The following is a 17,911-nucleotide window of genomic DNA, read 5'->3' as shown; positions in this document are numbered from 1 at the left end:
ACTAACAACAGTATATTATAAGTGTGAATATAAAGTATACAAAGATTGTCATTCACCTATTATTGTTTCTTTATAAGGTAGATAACAATAATAAAAATATGCAGTATCTATAGTATTCATAGAAATAAATATTAGGAGACGAAATCAAAGGTTAAAGTAAGGAAAAACCCAATCTTACCATTATAGAAGATTGGGTTTCCTCCTATTTATCAGCAAAACACTTAGTTATGACCAACTATTGGGTGTGGTACATATGGATCTTCAAGAAACGCAATTTCTTCAGGTGTTAACTTAATCGATAAAGCATCTACTGCATTTTCAAGATGTGATGTTTTCGTAGCACCAATTATAGGAGCTGTTACTGGTTCTTTCTGTAGTAACCAGGCAAGTGCAATGTGTGTACGAGGAATACCATGTTTTTCTGCGATGGATGCTACCCGTTCTACAACCAATCGATCTGAGTCCGCAGTGGCATCGTATTTAGATTTTTGAATTTGATCTGTCTCGGAACGATGTGTTGTTACTGACCAGTCACGGGTTAATCTCCCTGATGCAAGAGGGCTATATGGAGTGACACCAATTTTCTCTTCCTTACAAAGAGGTAACATTTCTCGTTCCTCTTCACGGTATATTAGATTTAAATGGTTCTGCATGGAAACAAACTTAGTCCAACCATTTTTTTCAGCCACATGTAATGCCTTTTGGAACTGCCAAGCGTACATGGCAGAAGCACCAATGTATCTTGCTTTTCCAGCCTTCACTACGTCATGTAATGCTTCCATCGTTTCTTCAATAGGAGTATCGTAATCCCAGCGATGAATGATATAAAGATCTACATAATCAGTTTCCAGTCTCTTAAGACTTTTATCTATTTCACTCATAATTGCTTTTCGGGAAAGACCAGAGCCATTTGGACCTTTATGCATTTGTCCATGTACTTTAGTTGCTATGACAACTTCATCACGATTAGCATAATCCTTAAGAGCTCGTCCAAGATATTCCTCACTTGTACCCAGTGAGTATACATTTGCTGTATCAAAAAAATTAATCCCTAAGTCCAGGGCTTCTTTTATAACAATGCGAGAGTCATCTTCATTAAGCACCCATTGGTGAAGCCATTTGTTGGCGTCCCCAAAACCCATACATCCAAGACAAAGTCGAGATACATCTAAGCCTGTATTACCAAGTTTTACATACTTCATTTAATTGCCCCCTACTTTTCTAATGAGTCATACACTTTTTTAAAAAAAGACCTTAACGGTAACAACTTTTTTTCAGCAAGGTCTCTTAATTTTTAGGAATAATTTCATTGACACATGCTAATGTGTTAAGTGTTCTAGGAAAGCCCATATATGGTAGGCAGTGAGTGATAGCAGTGATTAATGTTTCCTTGTCATTGCCCACATTTATGTTACCCTGCACATGTGCTTTCACTTGACCTTCAGCGCCGCCCAACGCGCTTATAATACAGAGCGTTAATAGCTCTCGGGTTTTCAAATCGAGTCCGTTACGAGTATAAAAATCTCCGAAGCAAAAAGAAGAAAGAAATTCCTGCATATGCTTTGATTTAATGGAGCACTCTCCTGCATTTTTTTTATGCCATCTCTAAAAATCTCTCCTTGAGTTGCAAGGCCCTTTTGAAAGCGATTATCTTCATCGACCGTCTTTTGGCTTTCAACCGGTAAAGCGATATTCTTTGCTTTGAATACCTCATTAACTTCATTGATAGCATTTAACGTTTTCGGAAATCCAATATACGGAGCACATTGGTAAACCGCCTCTTTGATTTCTACAGGTGTTAGCCCAACATTCAATGCTGCACTAACATATGCTTTTAATTGAGGTAACGTCTGGTTAGTAGCAAGAACCACCAAGGTGATTAACTCACGCTGTTTGTCATCCAGATTACCTTGATAAAAAACTTCCCCAAAAATAAAATAGCTCAGAATGTCCTGGAAATCAGGATCAGTGGCATGTGTACCAGGTACTCCTTCACCAAATAGCTGTTTGAATTTTTCTTCGCTCTTTTCGATACGATTCATAAACAAGCCTCCTGATAAAAAATAGACAAGTTCACATTTATATTAGCTACTTTTATTACAGTTGATTAGTTGTGAGCTTCTTTGAAATCCTTTTTCCTTAACGCTTTTAATTATGTCATAAATATCAAAAAAGCCTTAGCCTATTATTATCAAGTTTTTGCCTAATCCTCTCAAACTTTCTTACAAAATCTATGACTATCAGGTATAATGAACCGAAAATAAAGAAAAGGAGAATAAGTTATGTCTAACACACCCTATAAGCAGCAATATGAACTTTCTAGACTCATTGGACGCCTTTGCAAGCAGGACGGTGTTCATCCTACTACCATTCCATCTTTATTTCTCATCCGCGAATCCATTATTACTGAACCTATTTCTAGGGTTAACGAGCCATCTTTTTGCATTATCCTCCAAGGAGAGAAGGAGGTATTATTGGGAGAGGAAAGATTTTTATACGGTCCTGGCCATTATATTGTGGCATCAGTTGACTTACCAGTTACAGGTCAAGTCATCAAAGCCTCAGCCGATTCCCCATATTTAGCCTTCAAACTTGAATTTACCTCTAGCCAAGTTTTAGAGGTTTTGAATGGCACAGATTTTAAAACGGGGCAGGGAAAGAACGCAAAACGAGCTATGTACGTTAGCGAAATAGAACCATCTTTGTTGAACGCCGTAGTAAGGTTAGCATCTTTGCTAGGCACTCCAAAACATATCCCTGTTCTTGCTCCATTATTAAAAAAAGAAATTCTTTATTGGATTTTGCAAGGTCCACATGGCGAAGCGCTTGAACAAATGGCATTAGAAGGTAGCAATGCCTCTAGAATAAGAGAGGTTATAGATCATATCATCAATAATTACGAAGAGTCTTTTCGTATTGAAGAGCTTGCTGAAATAGCGAATATGAGTGTTTCATCGCTACATCGACATTTTAAAGATGTAACGGCAATGAGTCCCATTCAGTTTCAAAAACGACTGAGATTGCAGGAAGCAAGGCGCTTGCTATTAGCTGAGTCATTAGATGTAGCTGATGTCGCATTCAGGGTGGGATACGAAAGTCAATCGCAATTTAGTCGAGAATATTCCCGAATGTTTGGCTTTCCACCTAGAGTAGATATAAAGCGAATGAGAGAACACTACGTTTAAATAAAGAAAGATTGCAGGTTGTAAAAGGTGGTACTTAAATTAAAGGGTACTTTAGTTCGATAAAAAATAGTAATTTTAAGATTTTCAACAATCTGGATTTTTAATGGAAGAAAGATTAAAAAAATAATTATCCATGTACACATAGCTAAATGAGTAAAAACAATTAAAACAAAAGGTTTTTTTATTGAATCTTGATAAAATGAAAAATGGCGTCCATTCGCCACTATGCCAGAGTAATACAGAGAGTTAAAAGACATGAATAAATAAGCAAGTAGAAATAGCTCAACCTGTTTTAACAGAAGAGCAAATAGAACAAATCAATTTCACCTTTATTGAAGCCTTACATACAAATAAATAAGTATACTGTACATATTATATATAACAAAAACGGGATGCAAACGATTATGCATCCCGTCATGTGAAGAAGGAAAAAGTAGCTTTTAATGCAGCATATGATCTTTAAGGAACACCTCATTTACGTAATTGCATTGCCTAATGAAACAGTAACTTGAAAAAGTATATTCTCTTTAACAAACACCTCATTTAAGCATTGAGCTAAAAAAATATACAATGTGAACGAAATCGTTCTTGGTCTGGGACAAACACCTCATTTGTATAATTATAAATGAATATTATTGTCTACCCATTATATATATTCTTACTACGTTCATGACTACCATCCCCTTATGAATCAAACATACATCGATTTACAATAAGGTTTTCTGAAATATGCCTGCTGTAGACACCTCATCCCAAATGTAAGAAGCTTTGTAATGATTAGTTGTAATCAATAACTTGTTTTCCTTCTTCCCTATATAGAATATCCCAATAGCCTATTTATAATTCAGTAAAGCTAACAGGTGTTTTTTGGATTACATGTATCCTTCATCTATAAGATAGATTAAATAACGAAGTCTTATTATGGATAGCTATAATAAACAGAGATATGTATGTATCGATTCATTTTATTCGATGTATTCGAGCATCGAAAAGCCATGCCATTTATGCCGTATCATAAGTTTTTGATAGGGGAAAGATGAATAGATGAAATTGTTAAAGGTATTGTTTTCCTTATTTGCTATCAATCCTACTACATGTTACACTGCAGATAACTTATTTTTGTTCGGTATATTGAGAAAAGAAAAAACCCTAATTAGAAGTTTTTATCTTGAAATAGTATGTTTGGGCAAGATTGGTAATACATTTGTGGAGTATTCCACAGCAGGAGGCAACATTATGACACAAGGTACAGTAAAATGGTTTAATGCAGACAAAGGTTTCGGTTTCATTGAAATCGAAGGCGGAGACGATGTATTCGTTCATTTCAGTGCTATTCAAGGTGAAGGTTTCAAATCATTAGAAGAAGGTCAAAAAGTTACTTTCGATATCGAGCAAGGTCAACGCGGAGCACAAGCTGCTAACGTTCACAAATCATAATCAAAAGTAATCAAAAAAAGGACTCCTGTAAAGGAGTCTTTTTTTATGGTTTTATGATTAGAAAACCTTTATTTACCTATAAAGAAATAGATGTAGAAAAAGAAGCATTCTTATGCGTAAATGGCATAGGCATGCTTCTTTTTTCTACAGATGTAGGTTATACCTATACATTTTCTTTTACAATTCAACATATTAAACCTTATTATGGAATTAAACTCAAAATAAGGTGGGAGATGCTTGTATGAGAGCTAAGATTGAGAAAGCGAACCATGTAGTGATGTTTGAAACAACTGGTGAGTTTTATGCACACGAAGTGACTCAAGGTCCTAAAGTGGGTTTCTTTGCTTGCCCCTCTTGTGGAGTAAAAGTTTATCATAAACAAGACCATTTCTTTTCACATGATCATGCGCGTACGTGTACTTACGTACAAGAGCAATCTAAGATAAAGTTCTAAAACTGTATTCTAAAACCGAGTTTGTAAATTTATTATTGGTTAATTTATACATTTATAGTATAATATTAAAGTTGTAGTTGTGAACGTATAAAAGGAGAGTCAGCATGAAGGGACTAAGTACGTTGAGAAAGATAGATGCAGTGGGTCGTATAGTGATTCCTATTGAGCTAAGAAAGCTACTAGATATAGGTAAAGATGATGAAGTAGAGATTATATTGGAAGATGATCATATAGAGATAAAAAAATACAAAGAATCTAATGAATGTCTAATCACAGGTGAGATAACGCCTCAAAGCCGTAGATATGCAAATAACTTAGTTCTAAGTCCATTAGGTGCAAAAATTTTATATAACGAAATAAAAGACAAGCAAAAAACCTTTGAATCATAAATTCAAAGGTTTTTTATTGAATTATTTTTTATGTTGTATACTCTCTAACCAATTTTGGACAGAAGATCCCAAACTAGTTGCTCCTACTTTTAATTCATCCATAATATAAGAAATCAAATTGTGTAGACTGTACTCTTCTTTATAAGGATTATTTTTATTGATGAATTTTAAAACCTCTTTTAATTCCTTTATTCTTCCCTGGTCCAATTCTTCTTCTAAATGGGGAGTCATGTATTCATCAACAAAATCAGAATTTCTAATGCTAGCCTCAATTAAGAAAGATGCTGCTAATGCTGGAGAACAATCTAAAGCGTAAGCTAAGCGTTTTAGAACATCATACGTTTCTCCATGTCCATCCTTTAAGCGAGTAGAAACACGCTCTTTTTCTATATTTCTATATAAGTGTCTAATTGGCTCTTTAGACATATCGCCCATATACACAGTGCTGCCAAAACTAAATCCTCTTCTAAAATAATTTGATAAATAGTCCATCACTTTTGAAGAAGCAAGGCCTGATATACAAATTGACTCAACTACACTTTTTACAGGTGTATTCGTAATATAAGACAATCGATAAATACATTCTTTAAGATCAATTGGAAGTGACGGTTTTACATCTCGTTTTTTGTCACTTCGGATTTTTCTTTTCTTCTCTTCTACTCTCACATAATCACTCCTAAAATCTAAAATTATCTCTAGGACAATGACTTTTTGTACATACCTAAAACATGTATATGGCAGGGGAGGGAGGAGCATGTATATTTTTTTGAGATAGTGGAAAAAACTTATAATACTAGAACATGAGAGGAGTCTTTTGTATGAAAATGACGAAGGCAGAAGCACAAGAGATCGCAAAAAAAATAAAAGAAAACTCTAATAAGTACGGATTGCCTGTGAAAAAAAAGAAAAATGCTAGCGCAACCTAAAGCCGGATATATAAGAAAAAGTCTTCAATTTAATAAAAAATAGAAGACTTATATTTTTCTACTATAGTACGCAATAACATTTATTCCACTGTGTAATGAAGATACGATAAATGTGGGTAAATCTTATAAAAAAGAAATGACTTCCTTAATATTACAAATACCATAGCTTCAAATTAGATGTGTCGATAGAGAAAAGTTAAAAAAGATACTGCCTGATAAAAGTAATTTATCAGGCAGTACCTTTTCAAAATATGATTATTGGCGACGTAATTTATCAATTTCTTCTGGTGTAAGGTTTGTAAATTCAGCGATTGTTTGGTTATCTAAACCCTTTTGAATCATACTTAAAGCTACTTTTATGATTCCTTTCTTTTCGCCTATTTCTTCACCTATCTGTTTTCCTTTTTCTTCTCCAAGTTTTTCAGCTCTTTTTAACGCTGACTTTTCTTCTAACAATGCTTTTCTTCGTGCTTCATATGCTAATAGCACTTCTGGATCTTGGCTAACACGTTCCCATTCATCCATCGCTTTCTTTAATACTTGATCTTCTTGCATCGCAATCTCCTCCAATACCTGAGTGATTTCTTCATCTTCGGATGCTTCAAGTAATAATAACCATCGCACAAGTTGATCTTCTCATGGATCTACCTCTCTGTTACGCCATTTAATGAGTAACTTAGGTAACTCCATAAAATGAATTTCTAGCATATCTGTTAAAAGTAATTTCTGCTCTCGCTCATATAACTGAAAGGTCGAGTGATAATTATGAATATGAGATAAATAACGGAAGTTCACAATATTAATGGTAATCGTTTTACAAAGCTCTCCGTAGTCCATGCCTTCTTTCATTTGACTACTATACATTTTAGACCAGTAATAGAGTGTTCGTTTTTCCATGTCATGTTTGTTATTAAGCTGAATTTCAATATTGACGCGGCTTCCATCCTCTAACTGTGCGTGTACGTCTAAAATAGAGCGTTTATCTTCTTGGTTTTCTTTATTAAAATGTGGGTCTAATAACTGCACCATCTGAATTTTTTATCATCTGGAAAACGGAGTGCTGCGTTTAAAAAAGCAGCTAAAATAGATTCATTCCCATGTGTGCCAAATAGTGATTTAAATGCAAAGTCGACACGCAAGTCTAATCGTTTTTTCATAATACCCTCCATCATTTCCATGTTTGTTATTAGTATACCATGACTGTACCGATTCCTTCTATCTAACACTTTAGGAACAAATTGAGTATCAATACGGTATTTATCACACCTAATTATGAATGTTCTTCGGACAAAGAAGCAAGAAGAGTATTTAGAATAAATAGAAGTACTCGTGCTGATTGCTATTGCTAATAAATAAAATCCTCTTTGCCATTATTCTTTTAATTCGAGGACGTTCTTTGTACATATGAGAATACATTTAAAACCAATAAACGACTGAAAGCAAAAAAGCTACTAGTATTCCTAGTAGCTTTTTACTTAAAAATCGCTATATTCCTCTAAATCATCATCATCTAGAGAGCCAGATACCTGTTCTAAATCTGCAATCTTACCTTCTTTTAAGGTTTGACTTTCTGAAGGCTTGTCTTCTATATCCTCTTGCTTGACTACAAAGCCATTAGCCTTAGCTAATTGTTTTAATTCCTTCAGTTCTGAATTGATATGTTCAAGAAGTTCTTCTGTTCTGTGACCTGAATCTACTTGGTCGTTAGATGAACGATGAAGGTCCCGAACAATTAAAGATGAAATATAGTCTCCTAATTTTCGAGACTTCGCATATTTTGCAAGTATGTCATAGACTTCATCACTCAACTGGTTGGTCTTAATTGTAAAGGCGTCTTGACGCTCTGACATGGTTATCACCTACGCTGTTAGGATTTAACGGCTTTCTTCTCAGCTTGTTTCTTTTGAAGGTAACCGATGCTTCGGATTTCTAGGCCAAATAAGTTTAAGTGACGGCTATCTTCTGGTACTTTATGATATTTCTCTGTACGTTCTTCGCCAATCTTTTCACTCATGCTTTTCATAATCGCTACTTCTAGTGTTGGAGCGACACCACCACTATATACGTATTTACGGATTTTATTTGCCGGTGGTGGGGCCACATCATTTAACTTCGCTAGTAAAATTTCCACATACTCTTTTAAAGAAGATGTAATTTGAGCTGTTAAATCAATGGCTGCGCCTGTGTTTTCATTTTTCAACTCGAATTTTTGTTTACTATAGTTATCTAAAATAAATTGGTCAAAAGCACGTAAATCGGTAAACAACTCTGGGAATTTCTCTTTTCGTAACTTATCAATATGCGCTAGGTATGGAATACCTTCAATACTTTGGAATGATTCACGGCTATTCGCAGCCTTTAATCCTTCCGGTAAAATGACGACATCAATCGAGCCACCACCGATATCAACCATCACGGTTTCACATTCCACATATTCATTGGCATCTTCACGGTCTTGAAGTGTTAGGTCTTTCTTCAACGCAAAGCGCGCGATTTCGCCTTCTTTCAGGCAAGCACTTTCGTCCACAGCTACCTTTAATTCTTTTTCAAATCCTGGAGTATGAATACGGAATGTATGGTCACCTAGGAAGCGAGTAGCCATGGCTTTTTGCGCTTCGCCAAACGTACTTTCTTTTTTCAGTAACCAAATTGGTAACATCGTAGAGAAGTAGTCAATCTGGATGTTATTATCTTTTGGATCTTTCGCATGCAACGCATGGTAGTATGCAATGGCAGCTAAAAATGTTACGTAAGGAATGTGGCTTGTAATTTTGTTATGTAGGTGATTAATGTGATTGTTTGCAAGTTGTTGGCTTGCTGCGATGTCACCGACTAAGAAATAACGTTCTGTCTCTTCGTCACCGATTGTTGTAGATAGTAAGATACGCTTCTTAAATTCTTCTGGTGCTGTTACCGCATCTGTAAAGAATGAATCAGCAGCTTCTTTTTGGAGTTCTACTACGTTAGTTGGAAAGTCAAATAGGTACCCATCCATAATGTTCATATCGACTGAGTTCCCACAGTCCTTGTTAAAACGTGAAATTTTCATCTCTATACACCTCGTTTTTAAGTTGAACTTCTGTTGAACTCATTATACACAAAAAAGGGGTAATGTTCAATCCTTAAGTTTAACTTATTTATCATCAAAAACTTACATATATCAACAATTAAATTTGATTAGTTGAACTTATTATAAAGTTAAGAGATAAAGGTTAGGGAGTGGTTCTCATAAAATGAAAAGATGATAAGTAATTTATAATGAAAAAGAAAGTATAAGGGGAATATGAATTTCACATAAAACAAGTAGATAGTTTTAAAGCTTCAAAAGGAAAATAAGAGGGCACACAAAAACAATTCTTAACTAGAAAAATAAATTTTCTACACTATATTTTAAAATATAAAAAGTGGTTATATAAAAACTTTTGGGTTTTAATTCCATGATAAAGCGAACAATCAATACAATAGATTACTTATAAAAAATAAAAGTTTGTGAACGTATACTTTTTTGAACGCTTTTTCAACTTTAGGATAATGTTATAGGTCTATGAATATTTCCTTAAGGTTAAAGAACCGATAATCATTGTTATTTGAGGTGAAAGTAGTACAAGGTAAGGTAAACTAAACAGGAGTTTTATATAGGAAACAAAGCAGTATGAATTCCCAAATAGTAAACCACTTAACTAGATAAATTATTGAAAAAGCATCATATTTATAAGTGTTGTGTTTGAATATAAACTAGTCAAAGGGGTTTTACTATATTGAAGTTAGTTTGTAAAAGTTGCGAAATAGAAATTTCTAACGTATTAACAGAACTAAATGACATAAGCCTGATCAAAGAGGAAATGGAGGAAGATTATATTCCTCAAGGTTATTTCTTAATTGTGAATGAAGAAGATAAAGTCGATGAAAAAGGTACAATTATTATAAATATGAAGGACCTAATCAATTCTAAGCATCATCCAGATGGAGATCGTTTAAACGGATGCTGCGGTTTAGATGGCTTAGACGGTATGAACAGAGTCTGTTTAAATGACCATGAAACTGGTACTGAGAATTCAGATTGCTGGATGCCTCATTACATAGCTATAAATCCGAATATGGTAAACTTCACGTAAAGCTTTTCCCATTCCTTCATTGAAGAAAAATAACTTTTTTTAGCATTGATGTAGGAAATATGGTTTTATGGGAACAACAATGACAGTTAAAATCTCATATTCCTTTTCTATTCACTTCAATCAATATAAGAAAAAAGCGTCAGAAACGTTTCTAACGCTTTTTATTTACCCATTATCTTCAACCTTCAGAATCTTGACTTCATTGCTCACCGAAAATGTGATTACCAAAGGTCCTTCAGGTGGGTTGTGTGGACCTGTAAACGTATGGTATTTCACTTTCACCACGAAATCATAGTTCGAAAACCCACCCGATACACGCTTCAAACTCAAAATATTTGCATTCCATAAACTATAACTACGATCAGGGTATTTCGTTCGAATCGCTTTCTCTGCATAGGGATTCAGCAGCATCAAAAAGGCATCATAGAAATCCGTATGCTTTTGTGTGATGGACGGTTTGGGAGCAGCTTCTGTACAAGTGGCCATTCTTCCTGTTAAGCATAGGACAAGAGCTGTGGCGACGATGAATCGTTTCATCCGTTATCCCTCCTGTTAGTATTTGTTTTAGTTAGTTTCTCCATATGAAGATGGACGATACAGAGGGTGAAAAAACGATATTGGAAGCTTACTTTTATGCAACTATACGCGCGTTCAGTGCCTCCTAAAGCATTGCTGTAACAACGATGTATAAAATTCTGCATAAATGACAAAACGAATAAGCAAACAGGTCCTTGTGTACCAAGAGCTTGTTTTTTGCGTGTGTACCGGAAAGAGTGTTTATGTAAACTAGCTTTGTATACGGTATACAAAGAAATCATTGAGAGAAATGTTAAAATAAAGTTAAAAAGTTTGGAGAAGAAATAAATGAATACTATTTTAGAGGATTTTTACGAGTTAAGAGAAATACTAAGTTCTTTTGACACTCTTCAGAAGAAGTACAATTGGTTGTTAACTGATTTAGATGGATCTTTACCAGACAAGTATCTTGATCACTTTATTGATTATAGAATTTACACTGATGGGACGAAAGAAAGTACTTATTGGATTACAGGTGAAAAGCTTACAGAGCTCGCCAATAAAGAGGAAATATATTTTGCATGGGGAGTCTTTTCTGCCTTCAATAAGAACGAACATATAGATTTAGATATGCTTAAGGAAGAACCTTATGCTGATGGAAATCCAAATTTTTGGGTTAAAACACCAACTATTCAGCATCCTAAAGCAATGACAGAATTAGTTTTATGGGACTCATCTTTAGTATTACTTTTGAGTAAGGATGAAGAAATATCTACTAATTTTAGAAATAGGTTTAAAGAGTTTAAAGATCTTGAAGTATATAATAAAGAACCTTTTTAAATAATTCTCACTACCTATAACGTGTTTTATGTTAACTAAAGATATATAGTATTTACATTTTAAAAAGAGAAAAACCACTGGCGTATATCAGTGGTTTTTCTTCAATGAATAAATGTTGTTAACTCGAAAACATAGTGAGGATTTCCAAAAGGACACTTCACAGCGTCTTGAGTAGTTTGCTCAAGCTATCAGTAACTTATGTATAGAAAAGAAAACACCACTTGTCATTATCACAGGAGGAAATGTACAATCAAATATTTTTTTTAATATACCCCTATTTATAGATATCGTTTGGGAAATATACCCCTATTTGCCTTCTTATCTCGTCCATAACAAGCATAGTATTATAGGAATTTTTATAAGAGTTAACCTTAGATTCTTTTCTACCCATAACAATCAAATCAATAAATTCTTTTAATTCATAATACATAAAAGGATAATCTTGTTTGAGTGATAAATCTTCTACTACGCCATCTTTATGGTAAAACTTCACTTTGGTTATAGTAGCAATCTTATCAATAATAAGGCTCCCATCTTCTCCTTGAATTTCACTTGGCAAATGGGAAGTAGAAAGTTTGGAATAAGTAACAATTGCATTTTTGTTAGGATAGCTTAAAAGAACATTACCCCTGCCATCAACTCCTGAATCCAGGATCTTGCTAGTTGCTGCTATCTTAGTAGGAGTACCAAATAGCGCAATAAGTGGATACAAGCAATAAACTCCAATATCCATCAAAGCACCATTAGCGTACAAGGGATTAAAAGCATTATGTACAATCCCTGCTTTATAGTCATCATAACGAGATGAGTACTTGCAGTAGTTAATAAATAGGTGTTGAATCCTCCCTACTTTATGTAAATTATCCTTAATAGCTTTAAAGTTCGGAAGCAAGGTAGGAATCATGGCTTCCATTAGCAATACCTCATTCGCTTTTGCGCAATTAATCATTTTTTTAACTTCTATTGCATTTGCAGCCATAGGCTTTTCACATAAGACATGCTTTTTATTTCTTAAAAACAAAATGGCTTGTTCAGCATGGTATGCATTGGGAGTAGCGATATATACAGCATCAATCTGAGGACTACACGCCATCTCCTCTAAGTCTGTAAAGAATGTATCAACACCATATTTCTTACCAAACTCTTCTGCTCTTTCTAGAGTTCTTGAATATACAGCTTCTAACTTGAAGTCTTTCACGTGCTTTGCTGTATTTAAAAATGTTTCTGTAATTAAGCTAGTTCCAAGTACTCCAAAACGAACCATCTATTTTATCCCCTTTTACCTCTTTTTTGATAAATATCAAATTATTTATAGTCTACCTTTGATTTAGGGTTGTTTGTGCATATATTGTGAATAATGCTTTTTGCAATATCCGTTTGCATCTGATGGTCTTTTACAGGAATCAACAGAACAGATTTTAAAAAGGTTCCGTTGATCTATACGATAATAAAAGGGATCAGTAGGATCAATTATTTTTTTAGCATGACTCAGACAGTAGCCTAAAGAAAAAGGTTTCTTATTACAACCTTCTATCCTGCAAGGCAATTGTAGTGAAGCTTTTTTCCTGATGGCTAATCCATTTTTTTCTCTTATAAACCTTTTATAATGCTTGTGGCAATACCCTTTTGCAGCATGTTTATTCATGCAACCTACAATCTGACATATTTTCATTATTAGTAGCACTTCCTTCTTATCACAAATATACGCCATCACTGCTGAAATTCTCCTTTATTCATGAGCAATTTAAATAGCTATAATTTTATAGAGAACTGAAGGAAGAATTTCATGTTTTAGATTACCACTTAACGAAAATAAATTTCAATAAAAATATAAAAAACAAAAATAAAATTTTAAATAATATTTCCTTTTTGTTAAAATAAAAAAGAAGAATACTTTACGGTTAGGTGAATATTAGAATTAGCGATAAGAAGGGGAGAGACCCTAAAAAACTTACCAAATGCTATATTAATAATCTATTGTTTACTACTTCAAAATTTTATTCCTTTAACTTAAAAAAGAGCAGTAGTAATCACTGCTCTTTCTACTTATTAAGCTTTTTTCAACATATTAAATATGAAATACTCTCCATATTGTTTTTGATATATGTTGGAAAATTACTTTTCTTCCACTTTTATAGGGTTAGAAGGTTTACTTTCGTTGTGATTTCGATCTAATGATGTTACGACATATGTATAAGTTTCTCCCTTTTCCGAAGTTGGATCAACGTATACTTGATTGTTATGCTCTTTTCGAACGGTAGTTAGAAGGTGTTTGGAATCATTGATATTTCCTACCTGATTACCCTCAAATCTATAAATAGCATAATAGGCTACCTCTTCAGGATCGTTTTCTCTAATTTTAAATTTCGTTTCTCCTAATTTTTTCTTAATCTGAAGAACCTTAGGTTTTTTAGGAGCTTCGTTATCAATCCACGGCATAGGGGGAACTAATGCAGGTTGCTTATAAATATCTTCTGTTAAACGATCTGCAATGCCAAGAGGGTTACTTCTCAAATCTTTAGCACTAAAATGCATACTTCCTTTAAAATTATTATATGCACGGTTTAGTTTTAGCTGATTGGGTAGCTCTTCTGGATTAAACCAGTTCTGTACTCCATTTGAATTTGTGTTAATCTTATAATCAGCTTGACCGATATAAAGCTGTACATTTTTTCCTTCTACTTCCTTTGTCCACCAGTCAAGAAGCTTTGCGTAGTCAGCTACGGGTAAACCAATATTCCAGTATAACTGAGGAGCGATATAATCAACATATCCATTATTAATCCACGTTCTTGTATCAGCATATAAATCATCATAATTTGTTTGTCCTGCAGTAGTTTCCGATCCAGTAGGATCAACGGCTTTATTACGCCAAACGCCAAATGGGCTAATACCAAACTTAACATATGGTTTTTCTTCTTTAATAGATCTATTAATATTTTTAACAAGATTATTTACGTTATCGCGGCGCCAATCTTCTATGTTGTTAAATTTACTTGCACCATATCTTTGGTATGCTTCCTGATCTGGAAAATTTTTTCCGGTAATTTTATAGGGATAAAAATAGTCATCCATATGAACTGCATCTATATCATAGTTTTTGACCACTTCCATAATACCTTCGATTACAAAATTTTGTACTTCGGGAATGCCCGGATTGAAGTAAAGTTGTTGTCCATAAGGCACTACCCATTCAGGATGTTTCCGAGCCGGATGATTTTCTGGTAATTTATCAAGGTCGGAAAGAGCTGCTTCTTTTCCTAAAGGCATAGTAATACGGTAAGGGTTAAACCACGCATGAAATTCCATATTACGTTTGTGAGCTTCTTTTACCATAAAAGATAAAGGGTCATAACCTGGGTCTTTTCCTTGTGTACCAGTTAAATATTCCGACCACAGTCCATATTCAGAGGGATAAAAAGCATCTGCAGTTGGCTTAATCTGCATAACAACCGCGTTCATTCCCATCTTTTTTTGTTCCTCTAAATAATTTATAAATTCAGACTTTTGTTGAGCTATCGACAAACCAGGTTTAGACGGCCAATCTATATTTAATACACTGGCCATCCAAGTAGCTCTTAGCTCATGCTTTAAGTAAGATGTTTGTTGAAAACTTTTTTTAGAATATGTTTGTGCATGCCCCATTACAGAAGGTGATAAGAGGAGTGAACCTCCTAAAAGAGTTGAAACTAGTAATTTACTTGCTCTTTTATTCTTGCTTTGTTTCTTAAACAATCACATAACCTCATTTCATATTTTTGTAAGCGTTACCAACTTAAGATTATACCTCCTGAATTACTAGTTGCATAGACTAAAATAAAATTTGTTTTCAAAAAATAAAATAAATATTGATAATTAATTTCAAAAGTGATATATTCTTTTTTATAGAAAACGGTTTCAATTCTGATTTCTACAACAAATAAGGGATGGTCGTAATGTTGGAGCATTTAAAGACAGAATGCTCTAATAAAAAAACGAACAGTTTGAATGAGAAGGGTAGACTTCAATTGTTGGAGGTGAATAATGAAGATGATATAAAGGTCGTTTACTTTATAAAGATGGAGGCTACTGAATGTAACTATAAATAGAAGCAGATTATCTGACTAAAGGATACGCTCAACTTGTAATTGCTACAGTCATCACATTAACAAGTCTCTCGTATGAAGGGAGCTGGAGTGTGTAAAACACGCTGAAGGCTTTATGAGAAAAGTTACATAAAAAACAAAAGATATAATTAGGAGGAATAAAGATGAAAGTTTTATTCGTATGTGCAGGTGGAATGTCGAGTGCTATTGTTGTAAACGCTTTAAAAAAAGAAGGACAAAAGCATGATCTAAATCTAGAGGTCTTAGCAGTAGGAACTCAAGAATTTGATTCAGAAGTTCGCAATGGTTGGGATGTAGCCATGGTAGCACCCCAAGTAAAACATCGATTTGATGGTTTTAAGCAATCTGCAGATGAAGTTGGAGTTCCATGTCAAGTTATTCCACCTCAAGCTTACAGCCCACTTGGTGGTCCAACACTATTAAAACTAGTAAACGAACTTTTAGAAAAGTAACGAAATAGATAAGTTTAACTATTAACCAATCAAAGGGGAAAACAATGAATGGAAAAATTTGTTGCTTTTTTAGAAAATAATTTATCAACACCCATGGCTAAATTGTCTGAGCAGAAACATTTACGTGCAATACGAGATGGTGTTGTTTCTGCATTACCTTTCATTATTTTTGGAAGTCTATTTCTTATTATTGCATTTCCACCTGTTTCAGCCGAATCGGCAATTGGTGAGTGGTCAGCAAAACATATAGCAGACATCTTAATACCTTACCGTCTAACAATGTTTATCATGACGTTATATATTACGTTTGGGATTGGGTATAGCTTATCTCAAAGTTATAAGCTCGATCCGTTATCCGGGGGACTTTTATCTTTAGCTGCCTTTTTATTCACAATAGGTGTTGAAATGATGGATAAAATAGGGTTTGTACTACCAATGACAAACCTAGGGGGACACGGTTTATTTGTAGGAATGATTGTTTCTATTTTTGCAGTTGAAATTTTACGTTTTTGTAAAACAAAGAATGTGACAATTAAAATGCCTGATTCTGTGCCAACTTCAGTAGCACGTTCATTTGAAGCATTAATACCGGTAACAATTGTATTAATTGTAATGACAATCATCACAGTTGTTCTTGGAATTGATTTGCATTCACTTGTAGATAAAGCAGTGGCACCACTTATTAAGGCTGGTGACACACTTCCAGGAGTATTAATTCCAGTGTTTTTAATTACATTCTTCTGGTCATTTGGTATTCACGGTGTATCAGTTGTAGGTGCTGTAGCACGTCCTGTGTGGGAAGTATATTTAGCAAACAATTCGGCAGCAGTTGCAGCTGGAAAAGCTATTCCACACGTAGCACCTGAAACATTTTTTCAATGGTTTATTTGGATTGGGGGTTCTGGTGCCACATTAGGTTTAGTACTCGCAATGTTACTAGTAGCTAAATCAAGTTACAGCAAAACAATGGCAAAAGCGACAATTGTTCCAAGTATTTTTAATATTAATGAGCCTGTTATTTTTGGAATGCCAATCGTATTAAATCCAATCTTAATTATTCCGTTTATTGTAACACCTTTAATTGGTGCAACGTTAGCTTACATCGCAACTACGATAGGGTTAGTGAATCCAACATACGTAATGGTCCCATGGACGTTACCAGCTCCTATAGGTGCATATCTATCTACCGGAGGAGATTGGAGAGCCATAATTCTTGTACTTGTAAATATTGCGATTTCTTTCTTTGTGTATCTTCCATTCTTTAAGATGTACGATCGCAAATTATTAGCACAAGAAGGAAATATTGAAACATCGGAAGATACAAATATAGCACTATAAGGTAAATGAAAGGAAGTTTGAAACAGTGGCTTCAGACTTCCTTTATTAATAATAGTCTAGGAGGAAGAAGAGTGAGCAAAACATCTAGATTTCATTTTTTTAGTTATAAGGGCGCATTTTTGTTTTTCAGTTTTATTCTTATTTTTAATCTTA

The 17,911-nt window shown here is 34.2% G+C and carries 18 protein-coding genes and 1 pseudogene; 8 read left to right on the top strand and 11 right to left on the bottom strand.

Features of this window, described 5'->3' with window-relative positions:
* Window positions 1-221: 221 nt before the first annotated feature.
* The 3 genes from MKY06_RS27950 to MKY06_RS27940 all read right to left on the bottom strand — a co-directional run bounded on the left by MKY06_RS27950 (window position 222) and on the right by MKY06_RS27940 (window position 2,042).
* Window positions 222-1,202: an aldo/keto reductase gene (locus MKY06_RS27950; RefSeq protein ID WP_098278898.1), complete on the bottom strand. Its 981-nt coding sequence runs from the start codon at window positions 1,200-1,202 to the stop codon at window positions 222-224.
* Window positions 1,203-1,287: 85 nt separating this feature from the next.
* Window positions 1,288-1,557, bottom strand: a complete 270-nt coding sequence (locus tag MKY06_RS27945) for a carboxymuconolactone decarboxylase family protein (protein WP_228541121.1) — start codon at window positions 1,555-1,557, stop codon at window positions 1,288-1,290.
* Window positions 1,494-2,042: a carboxymuconolactone decarboxylase family protein gene (locus MKY06_RS27940; protein ID WP_228541119.1), complete on the bottom strand. Its 549-nt coding sequence runs from the start codon at window positions 2,040-2,042 to the stop codon at window positions 1,494-1,496. Before MKY06_RS27940 ends, MKY06_RS27945 begins: the two co-directional genes overlap by 64 nt.
* A gap of 240 nt (window positions 2,043-2,282) precedes the next feature.
* Between MKY06_RS27940 and MKY06_RS27935 the strand changes: the two genes are divergently transcribed.
* The 4 genes from MKY06_RS27935 (at window position 2,283) to MKY06_RS27920 (ending at window position 5,465) form a co-directional block, all read left to right on the top strand.
* Window positions 2,283-3,185, top strand: coding sequence for an AraC family transcriptional regulator (locus MKY06_RS27935; protein WP_098278897.1), 903 nt, complete (start codon window positions 2,283-2,285; stop codon window positions 3,183-3,185).
* A gap of 1,236 nt (window positions 3,186-4,421) precedes the next feature.
* The gene (locus MKY06_RS27930; RefSeq protein ID WP_041816937.1) at window positions 4,422-4,622 is read left to right on the top strand and encodes a cold-shock protein; all 201 of its coding nucleotides are present in this window, start codon (window positions 4,422-4,424) and stop codon (window positions 4,620-4,622) included.
* Window positions 4,623-4,863: 241 nt separating this feature from the next.
* Entirely contained in the window at window positions 4,864-5,076 is a 213-nt protein-coding gene (locus tag MKY06_RS27925; protein ID WP_013060056.1) for a hypothetical protein, read from the top strand.
* A 104-nt stretch (window positions 5,077-5,180) separates the two neighbouring features.
* Window positions 5,181-5,465 (top strand): AbrB/MazE/SpoVT family DNA-binding domain-containing protein, encoded by a 285-nt coding sequence (locus MKY06_RS27920; protein ID WP_013060057.1) that lies wholly within the window; start codon window positions 5,181-5,183, stop codon window positions 5,463-5,465.
* Window positions 5,466-5,486: 21 nt separating this feature from the next.
* Here the strand turns inward: MKY06_RS27920 and MKY06_RS27915 are convergent, their stop codons facing one another.
* The 4 genes and pseudogenes from MKY06_RS27915 to MKY06_RS27900 all read right to left on the bottom strand — a co-directional run bounded on the left by MKY06_RS27915 (window position 5,487) and on the right by MKY06_RS27900 (window position 9,440).
* Entirely contained in the window at window positions 5,487-6,131 is a 645-nt protein-coding gene (locus tag MKY06_RS27915; protein WP_194758129.1) for a hypothetical protein, read from the bottom strand.
* Window positions 6,132-6,646: 515 nt separating this feature from the next.
* A pseudogene (locus tag MKY06_RS27910) lies at window positions 6,647-7,548 on the bottom strand (Rpn family recombination-promoting nuclease/putative transposase).
* 318 nt (window positions 7,549-7,866) lie between these two features.
* Window positions 7,867-8,241: a hypothetical protein gene (locus MKY06_RS27905; RefSeq protein ID WP_194758127.1), complete on the bottom strand. Its 375-nt coding sequence runs from the start codon at window positions 8,239-8,241 to the stop codon at window positions 7,867-7,869.
* Between the two features lie 17 nt (window positions 8,242-8,258).
* Entirely contained in the window at window positions 8,259-9,440 is a 1,182-nt protein-coding gene (locus MKY06_RS27900; protein WP_013060062.1) for an Alp7A family actin-like protein, read from the bottom strand.
* 709 nt (window positions 9,441-10,149) lie between these two features.
* On the opposite strand from MKY06_RS27900, the gene MKY06_RS27895 reads away from it, so the two are divergent.
* Window positions 10,150-10,506, top strand: coding sequence for a hypothetical protein (locus MKY06_RS27895; RefSeq protein ID WP_194719248.1), 357 nt, complete (start codon window positions 10,150-10,152; stop codon window positions 10,504-10,506).
* A 165-nt stretch (window positions 10,507-10,671) separates the two neighbouring features.
* On the opposite strand, the gene MKY06_RS27890 is transcribed toward MKY06_RS27895, so the two are convergent.
* The gene (locus tag MKY06_RS27890; RefSeq protein WP_053488552.1) at window positions 10,672-11,043 is read right to left on the bottom strand and encodes a DUF3888 domain-containing protein; all 372 of its coding nucleotides are present in this window, start codon (window positions 11,041-11,043) and stop codon (window positions 10,672-10,674) included.
* Between the two features lie 327 nt (window positions 11,044-11,370).
* On the opposite strand from MKY06_RS27890, the gene MKY06_RS27885 reads away from it, so the two are divergent.
* Window positions 11,371-11,862 carry a hypothetical protein gene (locus MKY06_RS27885; protein WP_053488551.1) on the top strand — a complete coding sequence of 164 codons (492 nt, stop codon included), beginning with the start codon at window positions 11,371-11,373 and terminating at the stop codon, window positions 11,860-11,862.
* A 274-nt stretch (window positions 11,863-12,136) separates the two neighbouring features.
* On the opposite strand, the gene MKY06_RS27880 is transcribed toward MKY06_RS27885, so the two are convergent.
* The 3 genes from MKY06_RS27880 to MKY06_RS27870 all read right to left on the bottom strand — a co-directional run bounded on the left by MKY06_RS27880 (window position 12,137) and on the right by MKY06_RS27870 (window position 15,507).
* Window positions 12,137-13,126, bottom strand: coding sequence for a Gfo/Idh/MocA family protein (locus MKY06_RS27880; RefSeq protein WP_194758126.1), 990 nt, complete (start codon window positions 13,124-13,126; stop codon window positions 12,137-12,139).
* A 63-nt stretch (window positions 13,127-13,189) separates the two neighbouring features.
* Window positions 13,190-13,576, bottom strand: a complete 387-nt coding sequence (locus tag MKY06_RS27875; protein WP_029320932.1) for a hypothetical protein — start codon at window positions 13,574-13,576, stop codon at window positions 13,190-13,192.
* A 401-nt stretch (window positions 13,577-13,977) separates the two neighbouring features.
* Window positions 13,978-15,507 carry a glycoside hydrolase family 10 protein gene (locus tag MKY06_RS27870; RefSeq protein ID WP_194758151.1) on the bottom strand — a complete coding sequence of 510 codons (1,530 nt, stop codon included), beginning with the start codon at window positions 15,505-15,507 and terminating at the stop codon, window positions 13,978-13,980.
* Window positions 15,508-16,111: 604 nt separating this feature from the next.
* Here MKY06_RS27870 and MKY06_RS27865 point away from each other — a divergent pair.
* A complete protein-coding gene (locus tag MKY06_RS27865) occupies window positions 16,112-16,420 on the top strand; it encodes a PTS sugar transporter subunit IIB (RefSeq protein WP_029320930.1) in 309 nt (102 codons plus the stop codon).
* A gap of 48 nt (window positions 16,421-16,468) precedes the next feature.
* Window positions 16,469-17,758 (top strand): PTS sugar transporter subunit IIC, encoded by a 1,290-nt coding sequence (locus tag MKY06_RS27860; protein ID WP_053488548.1) that lies wholly within the window; start codon window positions 16,469-16,471, stop codon window positions 17,756-17,758.
* Window positions 17,759-17,911 lie beyond the last annotated feature (153 nt).

The organism is Priestia sp. FSL P4-0332, from assembly GCF_038005845.1.
Classification (GTDB): domain Bacteria; phylum Bacillota; class Bacilli; order Bacillales; family Bacillaceae_H; genus Priestia.
The sequence above is the reverse complement of the archived record's forward strand: the minus strand, read 5'-3'. Positions and strand labels throughout refer to the sequence as shown.